This is a genomic window from Streptacidiphilus cavernicola (assembly GCF_042510955.1).
Taxonomy (GTDB): Bacteria; Actinomycetota; Actinomycetes; order Streptomycetales; family Streptomycetaceae; genus Streptacidiphilus; species Streptacidiphilus cavernicola.
In genome coordinates this window covers 96,493-111,011 of sequence record NZ_JBHFAB010000023.1, presented here as the reverse complement: position 1 = coordinate 111,011, position 14,519 = coordinate 96,493, and the positions used below count along the sequence as shown (strand labels likewise).

The 14,519-nt window shown below is 71.6% G+C and carries 16 protein-coding genes; 6 read left to right on the top strand and 10 right to left on the bottom strand.

All coding sequences use genetic code 11. From position 1 onward, the window contains the following. Positions 1–109: 109 nt before the first annotated feature. Positions 110–418, bottom strand: coding sequence for a hypothetical protein (locus tag ACEZDE_RS26520; protein WP_380540862.1), 309 nt, complete (start codon positions 416–418; stop codon positions 110–112). 371 nt (positions 419–789) lie between these two features. On the opposite strand from ACEZDE_RS26520, the gene ACEZDE_RS26515 reads away from it, so the two are divergent. Next, a complete protein-coding gene (locus ACEZDE_RS26515) occupies positions 790–1,839 on the top strand; it encodes a bifunctional lytic transglycosylase/C40 family peptidase (RefSeq protein ID WP_380540859.1) in 1,050 nt (349 codons plus the stop codon). A 247-nt stretch (positions 1,840–2,086) separates the two neighbouring features. After that, on the top strand, positions 2,087–2,803 hold the full coding sequence (locus ACEZDE_RS26510; RefSeq protein ID WP_380540856.1) for a phosphatase PAP2 family protein: 717 nt from the start codon (positions 2,087–2,089) through the stop codon (positions 2,801–2,803). Positions 2,804–2,879: 76 nt separating this feature from the next. On the opposite strand, the gene ACEZDE_RS26505 is transcribed toward ACEZDE_RS26510, so the two are convergent. Further along, positions 2,880–4,505, bottom strand: a complete 1,626-nt coding sequence (locus ACEZDE_RS26505; protein WP_380540853.1) for an FAD-dependent oxidoreductase — start codon at positions 4,503–4,505, stop codon at positions 2,880–2,882. A gap of 133 nt (positions 4,506–4,638) precedes the next feature. After that, positions 4,639–4,830: a hypothetical protein gene (locus ACEZDE_RS26500; protein ID WP_380540850.1), complete on the bottom strand. Its 192-nt coding sequence runs from the start codon at positions 4,828–4,830 to the stop codon at positions 4,639–4,641. A gap of 127 nt (positions 4,831–4,957) precedes the next feature. Between ACEZDE_RS26500 and ACEZDE_RS26495 the strand changes: the two genes are divergently transcribed. Beyond that, positions 4,958–5,836 carry a hypothetical protein gene (locus ACEZDE_RS26495; RefSeq protein ID WP_380540847.1) on the top strand — a complete coding sequence of 293 codons (879 nt, stop codon included), beginning with the start codon at positions 4,958–4,960 and terminating at the stop codon, positions 5,834–5,836. A gap of 162 nt (positions 5,837–5,998) precedes the next feature. After that, positions 5,999–6,208, top strand: coding sequence for a hypothetical protein (locus tag ACEZDE_RS26490; RefSeq protein WP_380540844.1), 210 nt, complete (start codon positions 5,999–6,001; stop codon positions 6,206–6,208). Here ACEZDE_RS26490 and ACEZDE_RS26485 read toward each other — a convergent pair. Next, positions 6,205–6,513 carry a metal-sensitive transcriptional regulator gene (locus ACEZDE_RS26485; protein ID WP_380540841.1) on the bottom strand — a complete coding sequence of 103 codons (309 nt, stop codon included), beginning with the start codon at positions 6,511–6,513 and terminating at the stop codon, positions 6,205–6,207. The two genes, ACEZDE_RS26490 and ACEZDE_RS26485, sit on opposite strands and share 4 nt — an antisense overlap. A 208-nt stretch (positions 6,514–6,721) precedes the next feature. Between ACEZDE_RS26485 and ACEZDE_RS26480 the strand changes: the two genes are divergently transcribed. Both ACEZDE_RS26480 and ACEZDE_RS26475 read left to right on the top strand, forming a co-directional pair. Then, on the top strand, positions 6,722–7,342 hold the full coding sequence (locus tag ACEZDE_RS26480) for a DUF47 domain-containing protein (protein WP_380540838.1): 621 nt from the start codon (positions 6,722–6,724) through the stop codon (positions 7,340–7,342). A 7-nt stretch (positions 7,343–7,349) separates the two neighbouring features. Next, positions 7,350–8,345 (top strand): inorganic phosphate transporter, encoded by a 996-nt coding sequence (locus ACEZDE_RS26475; RefSeq protein WP_380540835.1) that lies wholly within the window; start codon positions 7,350–7,352, stop codon positions 8,343–8,345. A gap of 149 nt (positions 8,346–8,494) precedes the next feature. Here the strand turns inward: ACEZDE_RS26475 and pstB are convergent, their stop codons facing one another. The 6 genes from pstB to ACEZDE_RS26445 all read right to left on the bottom strand — a co-directional run bounded on the left by pstB (position 8,495) and on the right by ACEZDE_RS26445 (position 14,483). Beyond that, on the bottom strand, positions 8,495–9,271 hold the full coding sequence (pstB, locus tag ACEZDE_RS26470; protein WP_380540832.1) for a phosphate ABC transporter ATP-binding protein PstB: 777 nt from the start codon (positions 9,269–9,271) through the stop codon (positions 8,495–8,497). Positions 9,272–9,316: 45 nt separating this feature from the next. After that, positions 9,317–10,393 (bottom strand): phosphate ABC transporter permease PstA, encoded by a 1,077-nt coding sequence (gene pstA, locus ACEZDE_RS26465; protein WP_380540829.1) that lies wholly within the window; start codon positions 10,391–10,393, stop codon positions 9,317–9,319. After that, positions 10,393–11,442 carry a phosphate ABC transporter permease subunit PstC gene (gene pstC / locus ACEZDE_RS26460; protein WP_380540826.1) on the bottom strand — a complete coding sequence of 350 codons (1,050 nt, stop codon included), beginning with the start codon at positions 11,440–11,442 and terminating at the stop codon, positions 10,393–10,395. The genes pstA and pstC overlap by 1 nt, the downstream gene beginning before the upstream one ends. Before the next feature lie 181 nt (positions 11,443–11,623). Next, complete coding sequence (gene pstS, locus ACEZDE_RS26455; protein WP_380540823.1) at positions 11,624–12,763, bottom strand: phosphate ABC transporter substrate-binding protein PstS; 1,140 nt, start codon at positions 12,761–12,763, stop codon at positions 11,624–11,626. Between the two features lie 254 nt (positions 12,764–13,017). Then, positions 13,018–13,458, bottom strand: a complete 441-nt coding sequence (locus tag ACEZDE_RS26450; protein ID WP_380540820.1) for an NUDIX hydrolase — start codon at positions 13,456–13,458, stop codon at positions 13,018–13,020. Next, entirely contained in the window at positions 13,440–14,483 is a 1,044-nt protein-coding gene (locus ACEZDE_RS26445) for a CHAD domain-containing protein (RefSeq protein WP_380540817.1), read from the bottom strand. Before ACEZDE_RS26445 ends, ACEZDE_RS26450 begins: the two co-directional genes overlap by 19 nt. Positions 14,484–14,519: the final 36 nt, after the last annotated feature.

The following is a 14,519-nucleotide window of genomic DNA, read 5'->3' as shown; positions in this document are numbered from 1 at the left end:
CGCGGCACGGCAACGCTGGTGACAGGGTGTCACCCGGGCGGCCGCCCGTGGGGAGGGCGTGGCCGATCCGGTACGCGCTGTTCGAACGGGATGTCTGTCCGACGAATGATCAGATCGCCATCCCGTACACAATGGTGAACAACGTACCGAGTGATCCGATGATGAACACGCCGGTCAGACCGGCGACGATCAGTCCCTTCCCCTGCTCCGCGCTGAAGGTGTCGCGCAGTGCGGTCGCGCCGATCCGCTGCTTCGCCGCGCCCCAGATGGCGATGGCGAGGCAGCCGAGGATGGCCACCGCCATCACGACCTCCACCATGGTCTTGGCCTCGGAGCCGAGACTGGCGAACGGCCCCCAGTTGGGGGCGATCCCGCCGATGATGGTGTTGATGTCACCGTTGCCCGCGCTGAGATACATAGCAACCACCTACCTGATCATCATTCAAAGCCCTACGCCCGGCCGTGGAGTAGGGCTCGGCACTATTGTTGGCCAGATCCGAAGTCGACTTGGCCACTTTCCCGAGGATCGTTGTCCAGTTGTGTGCCGCAGGTGCCAGCATGGGGCCCCATGGGTCCCGCAGCCGCTCGGACGAGCGTATCGCTTACCGTGTGTATCACCGGTGATTGCGCAGAGCAACGCCCTGGTCCAGACTCTCTGAAGGTATCTGCGGGCAGCCGACGCACAGGACGGTGGCACATGCGTATCCCTTACCCGGTGCCGCGCCTCGCGCACCCGTTCGGTTCACGCCATTCTGCTCGGGGCTCCAGTGGTGCCGCAGGCGTGGCCTCATGACGCTCCGTCGGGCCTGGAGCCTGGTCGGCGGCGGGGGCATGGCCGCGGCCGGGGTGCTGCTGTTCCTGGTGGTCGGGACCTACTCCGCCTCCGGCTCGCTGGACCAGGCCCAGGCGCAGGGCGCGGTGCAGCTCGCCCCGGGCACGGTGCCCGCCTCCTACGCCCCGCTGATCCAGAAGTGGGGCACGCTCTGCCCGGAGCTGACGCCCCCTCTGCTCGCGGCGCAGATGTACCAGGAGAGCGGCTTCAACCCCAAGGCGGTCAGCCCGGTCGGCGCGCAGGGCATGGCCCAGTTCATGCCGGCCACCTGGGCGATCTACGGCGTCGACCCCACCCACACGCACACCCCCGACGTCTGGAACCCGGCCGACGCCATCCCCTCGGCCGCGACCTACGACTGCCAACTCGCCAAGGACACCAGCAGCGTCCCCGGCAACCACACCGCCAATATGCTCGCCGCCTACAATGCGGGCCCCTACGCGGTCATCAAGGCCGGCGGGGTGCCCCCCTACAAGGAGACCCAGGGGTACGTCAGCTCCATCACCAAGCTGGCCCAGTCCTTCACCGGCGCCACCGTCATCAGCTTCTCCGCGCAGGCGGCCGGGGCGATCTACTACGCCCAGCAGAAGCTGGGCACCCCCTATCTCTGGGGCGGCGAGGGCCTGGCCTCGCAGGGCTACCGGTTCGACTGCTCGGGGCTGACCCAGGCGGCGTTCGCCAGCGTCGGGATCACCCTGCCCCGGGTCGCCGCGGACCAGTGGTACGCCGGGCCGCATCCGAGCCGCAGTCAGCTGCAGCCGGGGGACCTGGTCTTCTTCTCGCACGACCCGCACGACCCGGCGCAGATCCACCATGTCGGCATCTATGTCGGCGGCGGCATGATGATCAACGCCCCGCACACCGGCGCGGTGATCCGCTACGACGCGATCGACTCCGAGGGCGACTACTTCGGCGCCACCCGGGTGACCGCCGGCGGCGCCGACGCACTGCCGACGCTGCAACCCGGCGGCGGCATCGCCAACGGGGGAGCGCTCGCGTCCAACTGACGGACCGGTGGATCGCAGGGCGAGACGGGCCGGGCATGACGGTCGAGCCGGAAGGGTCTTGTGGCGGACCCGTGAGGGTAGCGTCACGTTCGCATAACTAACCCCCGGCGACGGAACACTATGGGCGATTCCTGCCGTTGTGCCTGCTGGTGGGGGAGGACACTGGACCTTGCCGCAGCGGGGCCCCGGCGGCTGACTCGAACCACGGGCGGCTCGGGCGCGGACCGAGAGACGGTGGAGGTGTGGCGTGACGGCACTGCCGGTTGAGGGGGACGGGTCCATCGACTGGACGCTCGTCTCACATGTCAACGGCCTGGCCCGCGACCTCCCCGCCCCGGTCGACAGCGCGCTGGGCTTCCTCGGCGAGTACGGGGTGCCGCTGCTGTCGGTGCTGATGCTGCTGGCGACCTGGGTCTGGGCCCGGCGTCGGCCGGACGCGCCCGGCGCGGTGGCCGGGGTGCTCTGGGCCGGGGTCGCCGCAGGGACGGCGCTGATGCTGAACGTCCCGGTCCGCGCGCTGGTGCGGCGACCGCGCCCGTTCGTGGCCCACCCGGGCCAGCTGGACCTGCTGAGGAGCCATCAGGCCAACGGCTCCTTCGCCAGCGACCACGCGACCTTCACCATGGCGGTCGCGGTCGGCATCCTGCTGGTGAACCGCAGATACGGGCTGATCGCCATGGCGCTGGCCGGGTTCGAGGGCTTCCTGCGGGTCTTCATGGGGGTGCACTACCCCACCGACGTGATCGGCGGCTACGCCCTGGGCACCGCCACCACGCTGCTGCTGGCCCCGATCGCGATGGCGCTGCTGGTGCCGCTGGCGCACTCGGCGGCGCGGGGCCCGCTGGCTCCGCTGGTCCGGGCGCCGCGGCGCGGACGCGGCGCCCGGAGCGCCCCGGTGCCGGCCCCGGCCGGCGCGGACGGCCGCGACGGCGTCCGGGCGAACCGGGACGACCTGGCCGCATAGGCCTCTCCGACCAGGGTCGGTCGGGCCCGCGCCCGGTCACCCGGGCGGCCCGCTCGCGGCCGGGCCCCGGCCGGGGTCAGCCGAGCGGGACCGACTGCGGGAAGCGGAACAGCGCGCCCGGGTCGTACTGCTTCTTCACGCCCCGCAGCCGGGTCGCGTTGGCGCCGTAGTAGGCCTGCTCCCAGCCGCTGAGCCGGGGGTCGATGTAGTTCTGGTAGGCCTGCCCGCTGGCGTACGGGCGCATCGCGGTCCACACCCCGTCCAGCCAGGACCAGGAGCGGTCCGCCCCGGTTCCGCCGACCACCCCGTCCGGGTAGTTGGCGGTGTACTGGGCCAGGAACAGCCCGTTCCGGTGCACGAACGCGGTGTCCCCGGGCCGCACCCGGTTGATCGCGCCGCCGAGGGCGTCGAAGGCCACCCCCGCGCTGCCGCCCTGCGGGCCGGTCCTCGGGTACCGCTCCACCGCCGCGACCAGCGCCGCCGCGCCCGCCGCGGTGATCGGGCGGGTGAACACGTCCGACCGCGCCCCGTACGACTCGCGGGTGACCCGGCCGCCGGGCCGCTGCCCCGGCAGGCTGCCCGGCAGGTGCGCGGCGTCCTCGCTCCAGCCGGACACCCCGCCCATGACCTGCATGGTCTCCAGGTAGGAGGCGGTGTGCACGGTGTGCGCGGCGGGCGCCACGCCGAGCCGGTCGATCTGGTTGGCGAGGTCGTTCGCCGAGCCGAGGTAGTTGACCGTGCTGCCGAGCTGGGTCCTGCCGTCGGCCCAGACCAGCAGGTGCAGGTTGGCCCACAGCGCGTCGGGTGCGCTCGGCGCCCAGGCCTGCCAGGCCCGGACCACCGCCGCGGCCCGGGACCAGGGCCAGCTGAGGAAGGCGTAGGAGCACTGCGCGGCCGGGTGGGTGCGGAAGGACAGCGAGGTGACCACGCCGAAGTTGCCGCCGCCCCCGCCGCGCAGCGCCCAGAACAGGTCCGGGTCGCTGCTCGCGCTGACCCGGCGGGTCTTCCCCTCGGCGGTGACGATCTCGGCGCCGGTGAGGCTGTCGCAGGTCAGCCCGTAGGCGCGGCCGGTGACGCCGACTCCGCCGCCGAGGGCGAGCCCGGTCACCCCGACGGTCGGGCAGGAGCCGGCCGGTACGGTCACCCCGCGGGCGGCGAGCCCGGTGTAGACGTCGATCAGCCGGGCGCCCGCGCCGACCGTGGCCGAGCCGGAGGCGGTGGAGACGCCCGCGAGCCTGCCGACGTCCAGCACCAGGCCGCTGCCGGAGGACCAGCCCGCGTAGCTGTGCCCGCCGCTGCGGGCGGTCACCGGGACGTTGTGCTTCCGGGCGAAGGCCAGGCAGGTCGCCACGTCCTGGGCGCCGGCCACATAGGCCACGCCGCTCGGCGCGAGCGAGTCGAACCGGGGCTGGAACAGCCGCCGGGCCGAGGAGTAGCGGCTGTCGCCGGGGCGGATCAGCAGCCCGTCGAGGTCCTTGGCCAGCGCGGTCCAGTCGGCCGGTTTGGCCGGGGTCACCGCGGACGAGGCGGCGGGGCGGGCCGAGGACGGGGCGGCGTCGCCGGGTGACGCGCCGCCGCTGGAGGCGGCGGCCGGGCCCGCGGCGGGCTTGGCCGGCGAGCAGGCGGCCAGACCGGCCGCGCCCGCGGCGGTGAGCAGTCCGGCCCTGAGCACGGTCCTGCGGGTGGTCGTCGATTCGTCCATGCGCTCGCTCTCCGATCAGCGGGAGGCGGGGATCCGCTCCACAGTCAGGGACGGCGGAAGACTACCGACCGGTTGCCGCGCCGCTCGCCCGCGCGGGTAGGGCGGCGGACGGGCTGGCCAGCGCACGGATCGGTCACTGGCCGGTGTGCTGGGCCGCGTCCCTGCGGGACTTGTCCCGGGAGCGCCGGGCCGGGGCGTACCAGCCGCAGCTGCAGTGGGCGGTGCTGAACGAGCCCTTCTCCGCGATGCGGGTGGTGTGCGCGGGGGTGGGGGCCGTACCGGTTCCGGGGGGCTCCGCCGCGGGGTCGGTCCGTTCGCTTTCCACGTGCATCACGGTAACCCGGACGGCGGTGCGCGGTGGAGCGGCACCCGGATGCCGTAACTTCCGCCACACCCGCTCGTTTTCCATGGGAAGCCCGGTATCTGGTGTGTCCCTAGGGAGTTGCGTGGTCGTGGTGAATCGTCAGCCCGGTTCCCGAGGGGGCTCGCCGCGGCGTGCCCGTACCGCTGTGGTCGCCGTCGCCGCGGTGGGCCTGCTGGCCGGGTGCGCGAGCGCCGGCGGCGGCGCCAGTGCGGCGGCCGGGCTGAAGGGCAGCTCCTCGGACGTGCTGGCCGCCGACCCGCTCGCCGCGGTCAGGGCCGCCGCCGACATGACCGGGCGGACCGGCTCGGTGCAGGACGTGACCACCCTGCAGACGGTCTCCGGCAGCAAGAAGGTCGAGCTGCACGGCACCGCGGACTACGACTACACCACCCGGCTCGGCCGGATGGAGATCACCGTCCCGCCCGGCGGCACCACCAGCGGCAAGCTGGTCGAGGTGGTCAGCCCCGGCGTGGTCTACATGCAGAACAGCGGCGCCAAGGTCCCGGCCGGGAAGTGGGTCAAGGTCGACGTCCGGCAGCTCGCCGACGGCAACCTGGTCAGCAGCGGGGCGACGGATCCGGCCACCGCGGCCAACGCGCTGCGCGGCGCGGCCACAGCCGCCCTGGTCGGCTCGGAGACCGTGGACGGAGTGCTGCTCAAGCACTACAGGGGCACACTCGACCTGGCCAAGGCGGCGAGCGCGACCGGCGGCGGCGCGGGCACCGGGATGGAGCTGGCCGGGCGGACCTTCACCGTGAAGAAGATCCCCTACGACGTCTGGCTGGACCAGCACGGACGGATCCACCGGATCGTGGAGGTCTTCACCTTCAGCAGCACGGCCGGCTCCACCGCGGCGAAGGACCAGGTCCAGGTCACCTCGACCAGTGCCTTCTCCGGCTTCGGCAGCCCGGTCACGGTCTCCCTCCCGGCCGCGGCCGACGTGTACGGGACCCAGTCGGCGAAGTGAACGGCGGGTGACCGCGCGGGGGGGCGCCTGCCCCGAACGGGGGGTCCAGGAAATGACCCAGACGTGCCATGCGCGCCCCGCGTGCGCTCCCTACGCTGTAAGGAGTCGACTACCCGACGTTCCTGGGCTGCTTCCGTCGGCGTCCCGGGGCCTGACGAGGAGGTGGTTCGTGTGGCTGCGCACGACCAGGTTGCCCTCGCGGAGATCGACCTCTACGGCGATCTGATCATCGCGGCCGCGGCCACCCCGTTCGAGCGGCTGTCCGCCGACCGGATCGACCAGGTGCTGCGGGTCCGTCCCATCGGCCGCCTGGGGCAGGCGGATCCGGACGACGTCCGGATACCCGTCCAGCGGGATCCGGCCGAGTCCTAGCTTCTGAGCAGCCGCGCGATCGCGGCTGTGGCTTCCGCCACTTTGTCGTCGCCCTCGGGGCCCCCGTTGTTCACGGCCTCGGCGACGCAGTGCCGCAGGTGCTCCTCCAGCAGGCTCAGCGCGAAGGACTGCAGCGCCTTGGTGCTCGCCGAGACCTGGGTGAGGATGTCGATGCAGTAGACGTCCTGCTCCACCATCCGCTGCAGGCCGCGGACCTGACCCTCGATCCGGCGCAGCCGCTTGACGTGCGCCTCGCGCTGCGCGCTGTACCCGTGTGGACCCGCGTGTGCTTCGTCTTCCGCCACTGAACCATCGTAGGGTGCCTCCGGGCGGTACGGTCCCTGGTGCGCCCGTCGGCATGGAGAATCGTGGAGGCACTGTGAACACCAGTACGCGGTAAGCAAGGATGACTACCGAGGCACGGGTGCCGACGCTGCCCCACCCCGGTGGGCGCACCGACCACACGCAGCGCCTAGCATCGCCTCGACCGGCCCCTGTACTTCGGAGACCTCTGTGCGCATTCGTCTGACCCCCCGGGAGACGAGCTTCTATGACATGTTCGCCGCCTCGGCGAACAACCTCGTCACGGGTTCCAAGCTGCTGCTGGAACTGCTCGGCGCCGAGGTCTCCGCCCGGCCCGAGCTCGCCGAGCGGATGCGCGCCGCCGAGCACGCCGGCGACGACATCACCCACGGCATCTTCCACCAGCTGAACTCGTCGTTCATCACGCCGTTCGACCGCGAGGACATCTACAGCCTGGCCTCCTCGCTGGACGACGTCATGGACTACATGGAGGAGGCCGTCGACCTGGTCGTCCTCTACGAGATCGAGGCCCTGCCCAAGGGCGTCGAGCAGCAGATCGAGGTGCTGGCCAGGGCGGCCGAGCTGACCGCCGCGGCGATGCCGCACCTGCGCACCATGGACAACCTCGCGGAGTACTGGATCGAGGTCAACCGGCTGGAGAACCAGGCCGACCAGATCCACCGCAAGCTGCTGGCCCACCTCTTCGGCGGTGCCTACGAGGCGATCGAGGTGCTGAAGCTCAAGCAGATCGTGGACGTCCTCGAAGAGGCCGCCGACGCGTTCGAGCACGTGGCCAACACGGTGGAGACCATCGCCGTCAAGGAGTCCTGAGCCACCGATGAACATGCTCGGACTCATCCTGGTGGTGGGCGTGGCGTTCGGCTTCGCCTACACCAACGGATTCCACGACTCGGCCAACGCCATCGCCACCTCGGTGTCGACCCGGGCGCTGACCCCCAAGGTCGCGCTGATGATGGCGGCGGTGATGAACCTGGCCGGCGCCTTCCTCGGGGTCGGCGTGGCGCAGACGGTCAGCAAGGGCATCATCGAGACGCCGCACGGCACCAAGGGGATGGTCATCCTCTGGGCGGCGCTGATCGGCGCGGTCACCTGGAACCTGGTCACCTGGTACTTCGGCCTGCCGTCCTCCTCCACCCACGCGCTGTTCGGCGGGATGGTGGGCGCGGCGCTGGTCGGCGGGACGGATGTGATCTGGTCCGGGGTCTGGGAGAAGGTGGTCATCCCGATGATCACCTCGCCGATCGTCGGCCTGGTGCTCGGCTTCGCGGTGATGCTGGCGATCATGTGGGTCTTCCGCAGGGCCAACCCGCACCGGGCCAAGCGCAACTTCCGGATGGCGCAGACGGTGTCCGCGGCGGCGATGGCGCTGGGCCACGGCCTGCAGGACTCGCAGAAGACCATGGGCATCGTGGTGATGGCGCTGACCATCTCCGGCCACTACTCCGGGACCGACATCCCGTTCTGGGTGAAGGTCAGCACCGCGCTGGTGCTGTCGCTGGGCACCTGGGCCGGCGGCTGGCGGATCATGCGGACGCTGGGCCGGAAGATCATCGAGCTGGACCCGCCGCAGGGCTTCGCGGCCGAGTCGGTGGCCGCGTCGATCCTCTACGTCACCGCCTACGCCTACAAGGTGCCGGTGTCCACCACCCACATCATCACCTCGGCGATCATGGGCGTCGGCGCGACCAAGCGGGTCCGCGCGGTCCGCTGGGGGGTCGCCAAGAACATCGTGATCGGCTGGTTCCTGACCATGCCGGCCGCGGGGCTGGTCGCCGCGGTGGTGTTCTGGATCAGCTGGGCGATCATCGGCTGAGCCGCGCCGCCGTGCCGCCGCCGCGCCGCCGTGCCGCCGCCGCGCCGCCATGGCGAAGGGCCCGTCCCCGGTCACCCGGGGACGGGCCCTTCTGTGCTCCGTGGCGGCACCGCCTAGCAGCGCCACGGAGCCGTTCGCGGGGCCGCGGCTCAGCCGAAGCGGCCGGAGATGTAGTCCTCGGTGGCCTGGACCGACGGGTTGGAGAAGATCTTCTCGGTGGCGTCGATCTCGATCAGGCGGCCCGGCTGGCCGACCGCCGCGAGGTTGAAGAACGCGGTGCGGTCGCTGACCCGGGCGGCCTGCTGCATGTTGTGGGTCACGATGACGATGGTGAACTGCTCCTTGAGGGTGCCGATCAGGTCCTCGATGGCGAGGGTGGAGATCGGGTCGAGCGCGGAGCAGGGCTCGTCCATCAGCAGCACCTGGGGCTCGACCGCGATGGCGCGGGCGATGCAGAGCCGCTGCTGCTGGCCGCCGGAGAGGCCGGCGCCGGGACGGTCGAGCCGGTCCTTGACCTCGTTCCAGAGGTTGGCGCCGACCAGCGAGCGCTCCACCGCCTCGTCGATCAGCTTCTTGTTGCGCACCCCGTTGAGCTTGAGGCCCGCCGCCACGTTCTCCTTGATGGACATGGTGGGGAACGGGTTGGGGCGCTGGAAGACCATGCCGACGGTGCGGCGGACGGCCACCGGGTCGACCCCGGTGCCGTACAGGTCCTCGTCGTCCAGCAGCACCTTGCCCTCGACCCGGGCGCCGGGGACGACCTCGTGCATCCGGTTGAGGGTGCGCAGGAAGGTGGACTTGCCGCAGCCGGACGGGCCGATGAAGGCGGTCACGGAGCGGGGTTCGACGGTCATCGAGATGTCCTCGACCGCCCGGAAGTTTCCGTAGAAGGCGTTCAGCCCGCTGACGTCGATGCGCTTGGCCATGATGTTCGATCCTGTTCTGAAGTCTGGGTGGGTGACCAGTGCGCGTCAGCGCGAAGCCTTGGGGGCCTTCCAGCGGGCGATCCCGCGGGCGACCAGGTTCAGCAGCATGACCAGCACGATCAGCACCAGCGCCCCGCCCCAGGCACGGGCCTCGGAGGCGTCGGTCCCGTTGCCGTACTGCTGGTAGACGTACAGCGGCAGCGAGGACTGCGGGTCCTTGAACGGGTTGGTGTTGATCAGGTCGGTGCCGAAGACCAGCATCAGCATGGGCGCGGTCTCGCCGATGATGCGGGCGATGGCCAGCATGACGCCGGTGGTGATGCCGCCGATGGCGGTCGGCAGCACGATCCGGAGGATGGTCAGCCACTTCGGCACGCCCAGGGCGAGGCTGGCCTCGCGCAGCTCGTTGGGGACGAGCTTGAGCATCTCCTCGGTGGAGCGGACCACGACCGGCAGCATCAGGATGATCAGCGCCAGGCTGCCGGCGAAGCCGGTGTAGCTCTGGTTCAGGATCACGATCCAGAAGGTCAGGATGAACAGGCCGGCGACGATCGACGGCACGCCGGTCATCACGTCGACGAAGAAGCTGACGGCCTTGGCCAGCGGGCGGCCCGCGCCGTACTCGACCAGGTAGACCGCGGTGAGGATGCCGACCGGGGCGGCGATCAGGGTGGCGATGCCGACCTGCTCCAGGGTGGCGATCAGGGCGTGGTAGAGCCCGCCGCCGGTCTGGTTGGAGGCGATGCCGTTCATCGAGTGGGTCAGGAAGTCGATGTTGATGACTCCGATGCCCTGCTTGACGGTGTAGTACAGCAGGCCGACCAGCGGCAGCAGCGCCAGCAGGAAGGCCACCCAGACCAGGCTGCCGACCAGGCCGTTCTTCGCCTGGCGGGCGCCCTCGACGCGGCGGGCCAGCAGGTACTGGCCGCCGACGAAGAAGATCGCGGCCATCAGCCCCCACTGCAGCTTGCTGCTGATGGAGAAGCCCAGGCCCAGGGCGACGGCCAGGGCGGCGGCGCCGACCACGGTGGCGGCGGGGGTCCAGCGCGGGAGCCGCCGCTCGACCAGGGAGCCGGACAGGGCGGAGCCGTGCGCCGGACGCGGGGACGTGGTGGTGGACATCAGGCGTTCGCCCCCGAGTATTCCTTGCGACGGGCGATGATCAGGCGAGCACCGCCGTTGACCAGCAGCGTGATCAGGAAGAGGACCAGGCCGGAGGCGATCAGCGCGTCCCGGCCGACCCCCTGCGCCTCGCCGAACTGCGTGGCGATGTTCTGCGCGATGGTGCTGCCGCCGGGTGCGGTCAGGTGCAGGCTGAACACCAGGTTCGAGGACAGCACGGTGGCCACGGCCATGGTCTCGCCGAGCGCGCGGCCGAGGCCGAGCATCGAGGCGCTGATGATGCCGGAGCGGGCGAAGGGCAGGACCGAGGTCCTGATCACCTCCCAGCGGGTGGCGCCGAGCGCCAGCGCCGCCTCCTCGTACATCCGGGGGACCTGGAGGAAGATCTCACGGGTCACCGCGGTGACGATGGGGAGGATCATGATGGCCAGCAGCACGCCGACGGTGAACAGGCTGCGCGGCTGGGTGCCGGCCTGGTCGCCCTCGCTGAAGATGTAGGTCCAGCCGAAGTAGGTGTTCAGCCAGGCGTTGGTGCCGAGCATGTGCGGCACCAGGAACAGCGCGCCCCAAAGGCCGTAGACGATGCTGGGGACGGCGGCGAGCAGGTCCACCACGTACCCCAGCGCCTGGGCCATCCGGCGCGGCGCGTAGTGCGAGATGAACAGGGCCACGCCGATGGACACCGGCACGGCCAGCACCATGGCGATCAGCGCGCTGACGATGGTGCCGAAGGCGAGCAGCGCGATGCCGAAGTCCGGCGGGGTGCCGATCGCGGTGTTCCAGTTGAAGCTGGTGAGGAAGTTGCCGGTGTCGGCGTGGATCGCGATGACCGAGCGGATGCTCAGGAAGATCGCGATGGCGGCCATGATCACCAGCAGCAGGATGCCGGATCCGCGCGACGAGGCGGAGAACAGCAGGTCGCCGAGGCGGGACGAGCCCTTTCCGCTGAGCCTGGACGCGGCGGTGCCCCGCCGGGGTGCGCGAGGCGATGCGGCGAGGTCCTGGCTGGGGGGCACGTCCGCAGGGGGTGCCGTTTCTGGTATTTCCATGACTTCTCCGGTCTGATGGCGGCATCGGACAGACGCCGCCTGGCGGCGGTGCACCGGACTGGTGTGGGTGGTGGGACGGTGGTGCGGGAGGGGCTGGTGTCGGCGCCGTCCGGTCCTGCCTCCCCCCTGAGGGCGGGACCGGACGGCGCCGGGCTTCGGTGGGCCCGCGGGCCCGGTCCGACTAGGCCAGGGCGGCGATCGCGGCCTGGACCTTGGCCTGCAGGGTGGCGGGCAGCGGGAAGTAGCCGAGCGAGGCGACCGACTGCTGGCCGGCGGTGCTGACGGTGTAGTTCAGGAAGGCCTTCAGGGCCGGCAGGGTGGCGGCCTTGTTGCCCTTGTCGCAGGCGATCTCGTAGGTGACCAGGATGATCGGGTAGGCGTTGTCGGCCTTGGTCGCGTAGTTGAGCTTGAGCGACAGGTCGGCGCCGGTGCCGACGACCGGCGCGTCGGCCGCGGCGGCCGAGGCGTTGGCGGCGGTGGCGTCGACCGGGGCCGAGGCGCCGGTGGCGATCTTCGCGGTGGAGATGTTGCCCGCGGTGGCGTAGGAGAGCTCGAAGTACGAGATCGCGCCGGGGACCTTCTTGACCTGGGCGGCGAGGCCCGAGGAGCCGTTCGCGGACTGGCCCGACTTGGCCGGCCACAGCTTGTTGGCCTGGTACGGGAAGTCGGAGGCCGCGGTCGCCGCCAGGTAGGCGGTGAAGTTGGCGGTGGTGCCGGAGCCGTCCACGCGGTGGAAGGTCTGGATGGCCAGGCTCGGCAGGGTGGCGCTCGGGTTGAGCGCCTTGATGGCCGGGTCGTTCCACTTGGTGATCTTGCCGTTGAAGATCTTCGCCAGGGTGGGGGCGTCCAGGATCAGGCCGGTCACACCGGGGAGGTTGTAGCCGATGGCGATGGGGCCGCCGATCATCGGCAGGTCGATGCCCTGGCCGCCGGGGCAGGCGGCCTTGGTGGCGGCGAAGTCGGCGGCCTGCATCGCGGCGTCGGAGCCGGCGAAGGCGACCTTGCCGGACTCGAAGCTGGTGATGCCGGCGCCGGAGCCGTTGGCGTTGTAGTTCACCGTGACGCCGGGGCACTTGGCCTGGAAGTCCTTGACCCACTGGGTGACCGCGTTGGCCTGGGCGGTGGAACCCGCGCCCAGCAGCTGGCCGCTGCCGCAGTCGGCACTGGCGGCCGCACTGGTACCGGCGGCAGCAGCGGAGGTGGTGCTGCTCGACGTCGTGGAGTTGTTGTCCGAGCCGCACGCCGCGAGCGTCAGCGAGCTGACGACCGCCACGGCGCCGATGGCGAGGGCCTTGGTGCGGCCGTTCCGCTGGAGCTTCACTTGGTGTCCCTTTCTGGGGGCCCGCAGATGCCGGGCTCCGTAAGGGGAACGCCGCTGACCTGGGGGCTTCGCTGTGGATCGAGGGCCTTGCGGCCTTCGGTACTCAGGACGTTAGGCGGGGGAGGTGAAGCGATGGGCCAGCACAAGTGAACGAGAGGTGAACCTCGGACGGACGCCGGGATACGCCGCGCGGTAGTAACGGTTCCGCCACGACCGCAACACGGCGTGGTTAAGACGGGCATTGTGACGGGTCGTCAGTCCTGCTCGGACTTCAGCAGGAGCAGCAGCTGGTCCACCAGCTCCCGGTCGTGCCCGTAGCTGAGCCGGGTCCGGGCCGACGAGGCCGGCAGCCACACCAGCCGGTCCACCTCGCGGTTGGCGGCGAAGGCCCCGCCGACGGCGACCGCGGCCCAGTAGCGGACCCGCTTGGGCCGCCCCTTCACCCGGTAGTGCTGGGTCGGCAGCCGGAACCGCAGCTCGACCACCAGGCCGGTCTCCTCCAGCGCCTCCCGCCGGGCCGCGTCCCGGTGCCGCTCTCCCGGCTCCAGCTTGCCCTTGGGGAAGCTCCAGTCGCACCACTTCGGACGGTGCACCAGGGCCAGCTCCGGTTCACCCGAACGAGTCGGGGCGGGTCGCCACAGCACCACCCCCGCCGCCCGGATCCGGTCCTGGGGCTTCAGCGATTCGTCAGCCATGTGTCGGTCAGCCATCCGGAGCGGTCGAGGTCGGGCCAGGCGCTGCTGAAGGCGTGCCGCGCGGCTTCCACCTCCAGTCGTTGATCAGCATGGACCACGCCGAGGACGTACGCGGTGGCGGGGGTGATCCTCGGGGTCAGCGCGGCCAGCGCGGCGGCCTCGGCGGCCTCGGCGGCGTCCCGGTGCCGGGCCAGCGTCCGGGCCAGGTCGCTGAGCGCCGCGGCCGGACGGGTGGCCCTGGTGCCGAGCAGGGGCCCGCACACCTCCAGCGCGTACTGGGTGCGCAGCACCAGCCCGCGCAGCTGCTGCCAGGGCTGGTCGTCGCCCGGGTCGTGCAGCATGTCGCCGCTGTACGGGACCGCGCCGCGGTCGAGCGGCAGCGCCCGCACCGCGCTGACCAGGGCGGTCGCCTCGGCCACCGCGCACGGCAGCAGGGCGGCCACCGGGGCCGCCTCGGCGCCGGGACGCAGCGGCAGGTCGGAGACCAGCAGGGTCATCCGGTCCGCGAGCGCGTGGAACCGGGCCGAGCCGAGTTCCTGCAGCGCGGTGGTGTGGGCCCGGGAGCGGCCCAGGGTGAGCTGGCGTTCCAGCAGCGCCCTGGCCTTCGGCGCGCCCGGGTGCCGGGCCAGCAGTCCCTCCGCCTCGCGCTGCTGCGGGACCGGGCCCGCGGTGCGCTCGGTGCCGGTGGCGTCGGCGCAGGTGAGCGAGTCCAGGCTGGTCAGCAGCCGGGCCAGGCGGCGGCTGTAGGCCCGCTCCTGGCCGAGCAGGCCGCCGAGCCGGGCCAGCTCCTCGCGCAGCTCCTGCGACCAGGCCGGGTCGAGCAGCTGCTCGAAGGTGTGCAGGGCTGCGCCGACCCGGCGCAGCGTGTGCAGGTCCACCGAGGGCAGCTCGCGGAGGAAGCCGCCCGCCTCGGCGGCGAGGTGGGCCGAGAGCGCCCGGGTGGCCGGGGTGCCCTCGTCGAGCGGGGTGCCGGCCAGCCCTTCGCCGCCCGGCGGAGCCTGCGTGGCGAGGGGTGTGTCGGTCATGGTGCGTAAGTCCCCGTGGTTGTCGTTGGCGGCCTC

Coding starts and splice junctions, on each gene's coding strand:
- ACEZDE_RS26520 (WP_380540862.1), bottom strand. CDS start 418: ATGTATCTCAGCGCGGGCAACGGTGACATCAACACCATCATCGGCGGG.
- ACEZDE_RS26505 (WP_380540853.1), bottom strand. CDS start 4,505: ATGGACGAATCGACGACCACCCGCAGGACCGTGCTCAGGGCCGGACTG.
- pstC (WP_380540826.1), bottom strand. CDS start 11,442: ATGGAAATACCAGAAACGGCACCCCCTGCGGACGTGCCCCCCAGCCAG.
- pstA (WP_380540829.1), bottom strand. CDS start 10,393: ATGTCCACCACCACGTCCCCGCGTCCGGCGCACGGCTCCGCCCTGTCC.
- ACEZDE_RS26450 (WP_380540820.1), bottom strand. CDS start 13,458: ATGGCTGACGAATCGCTGAAGCCCCAGGACCGGATCCGGGCGGCGGGG.
- ACEZDE_RS26515 (WP_380540859.1), top strand. CDS start 790: ATGACGCTCCGTCGGGCCTGGAGCCTGGTCGGCGGCGGGGGCATGGCC.
- ACEZDE_RS26475 (WP_380540835.1), top strand. CDS start 7,350: ATGAACATGCTCGGACTCATCCTGGTGGTGGGCGTGGCGTTCGGCTTC.
- ACEZDE_RS26445 (WP_380540817.1), bottom strand. CDS start 14,483: ATGACCGACACACCCCTCGCCACGCAGGCTCCGCCGGGCGGCGAAGGG.
- pstB (WP_380540832.1), bottom strand. CDS start 9,271: ATGGCCAAGCGCATCGACGTCAGCGGGCTGAACGCCTTCTACGGAAAC.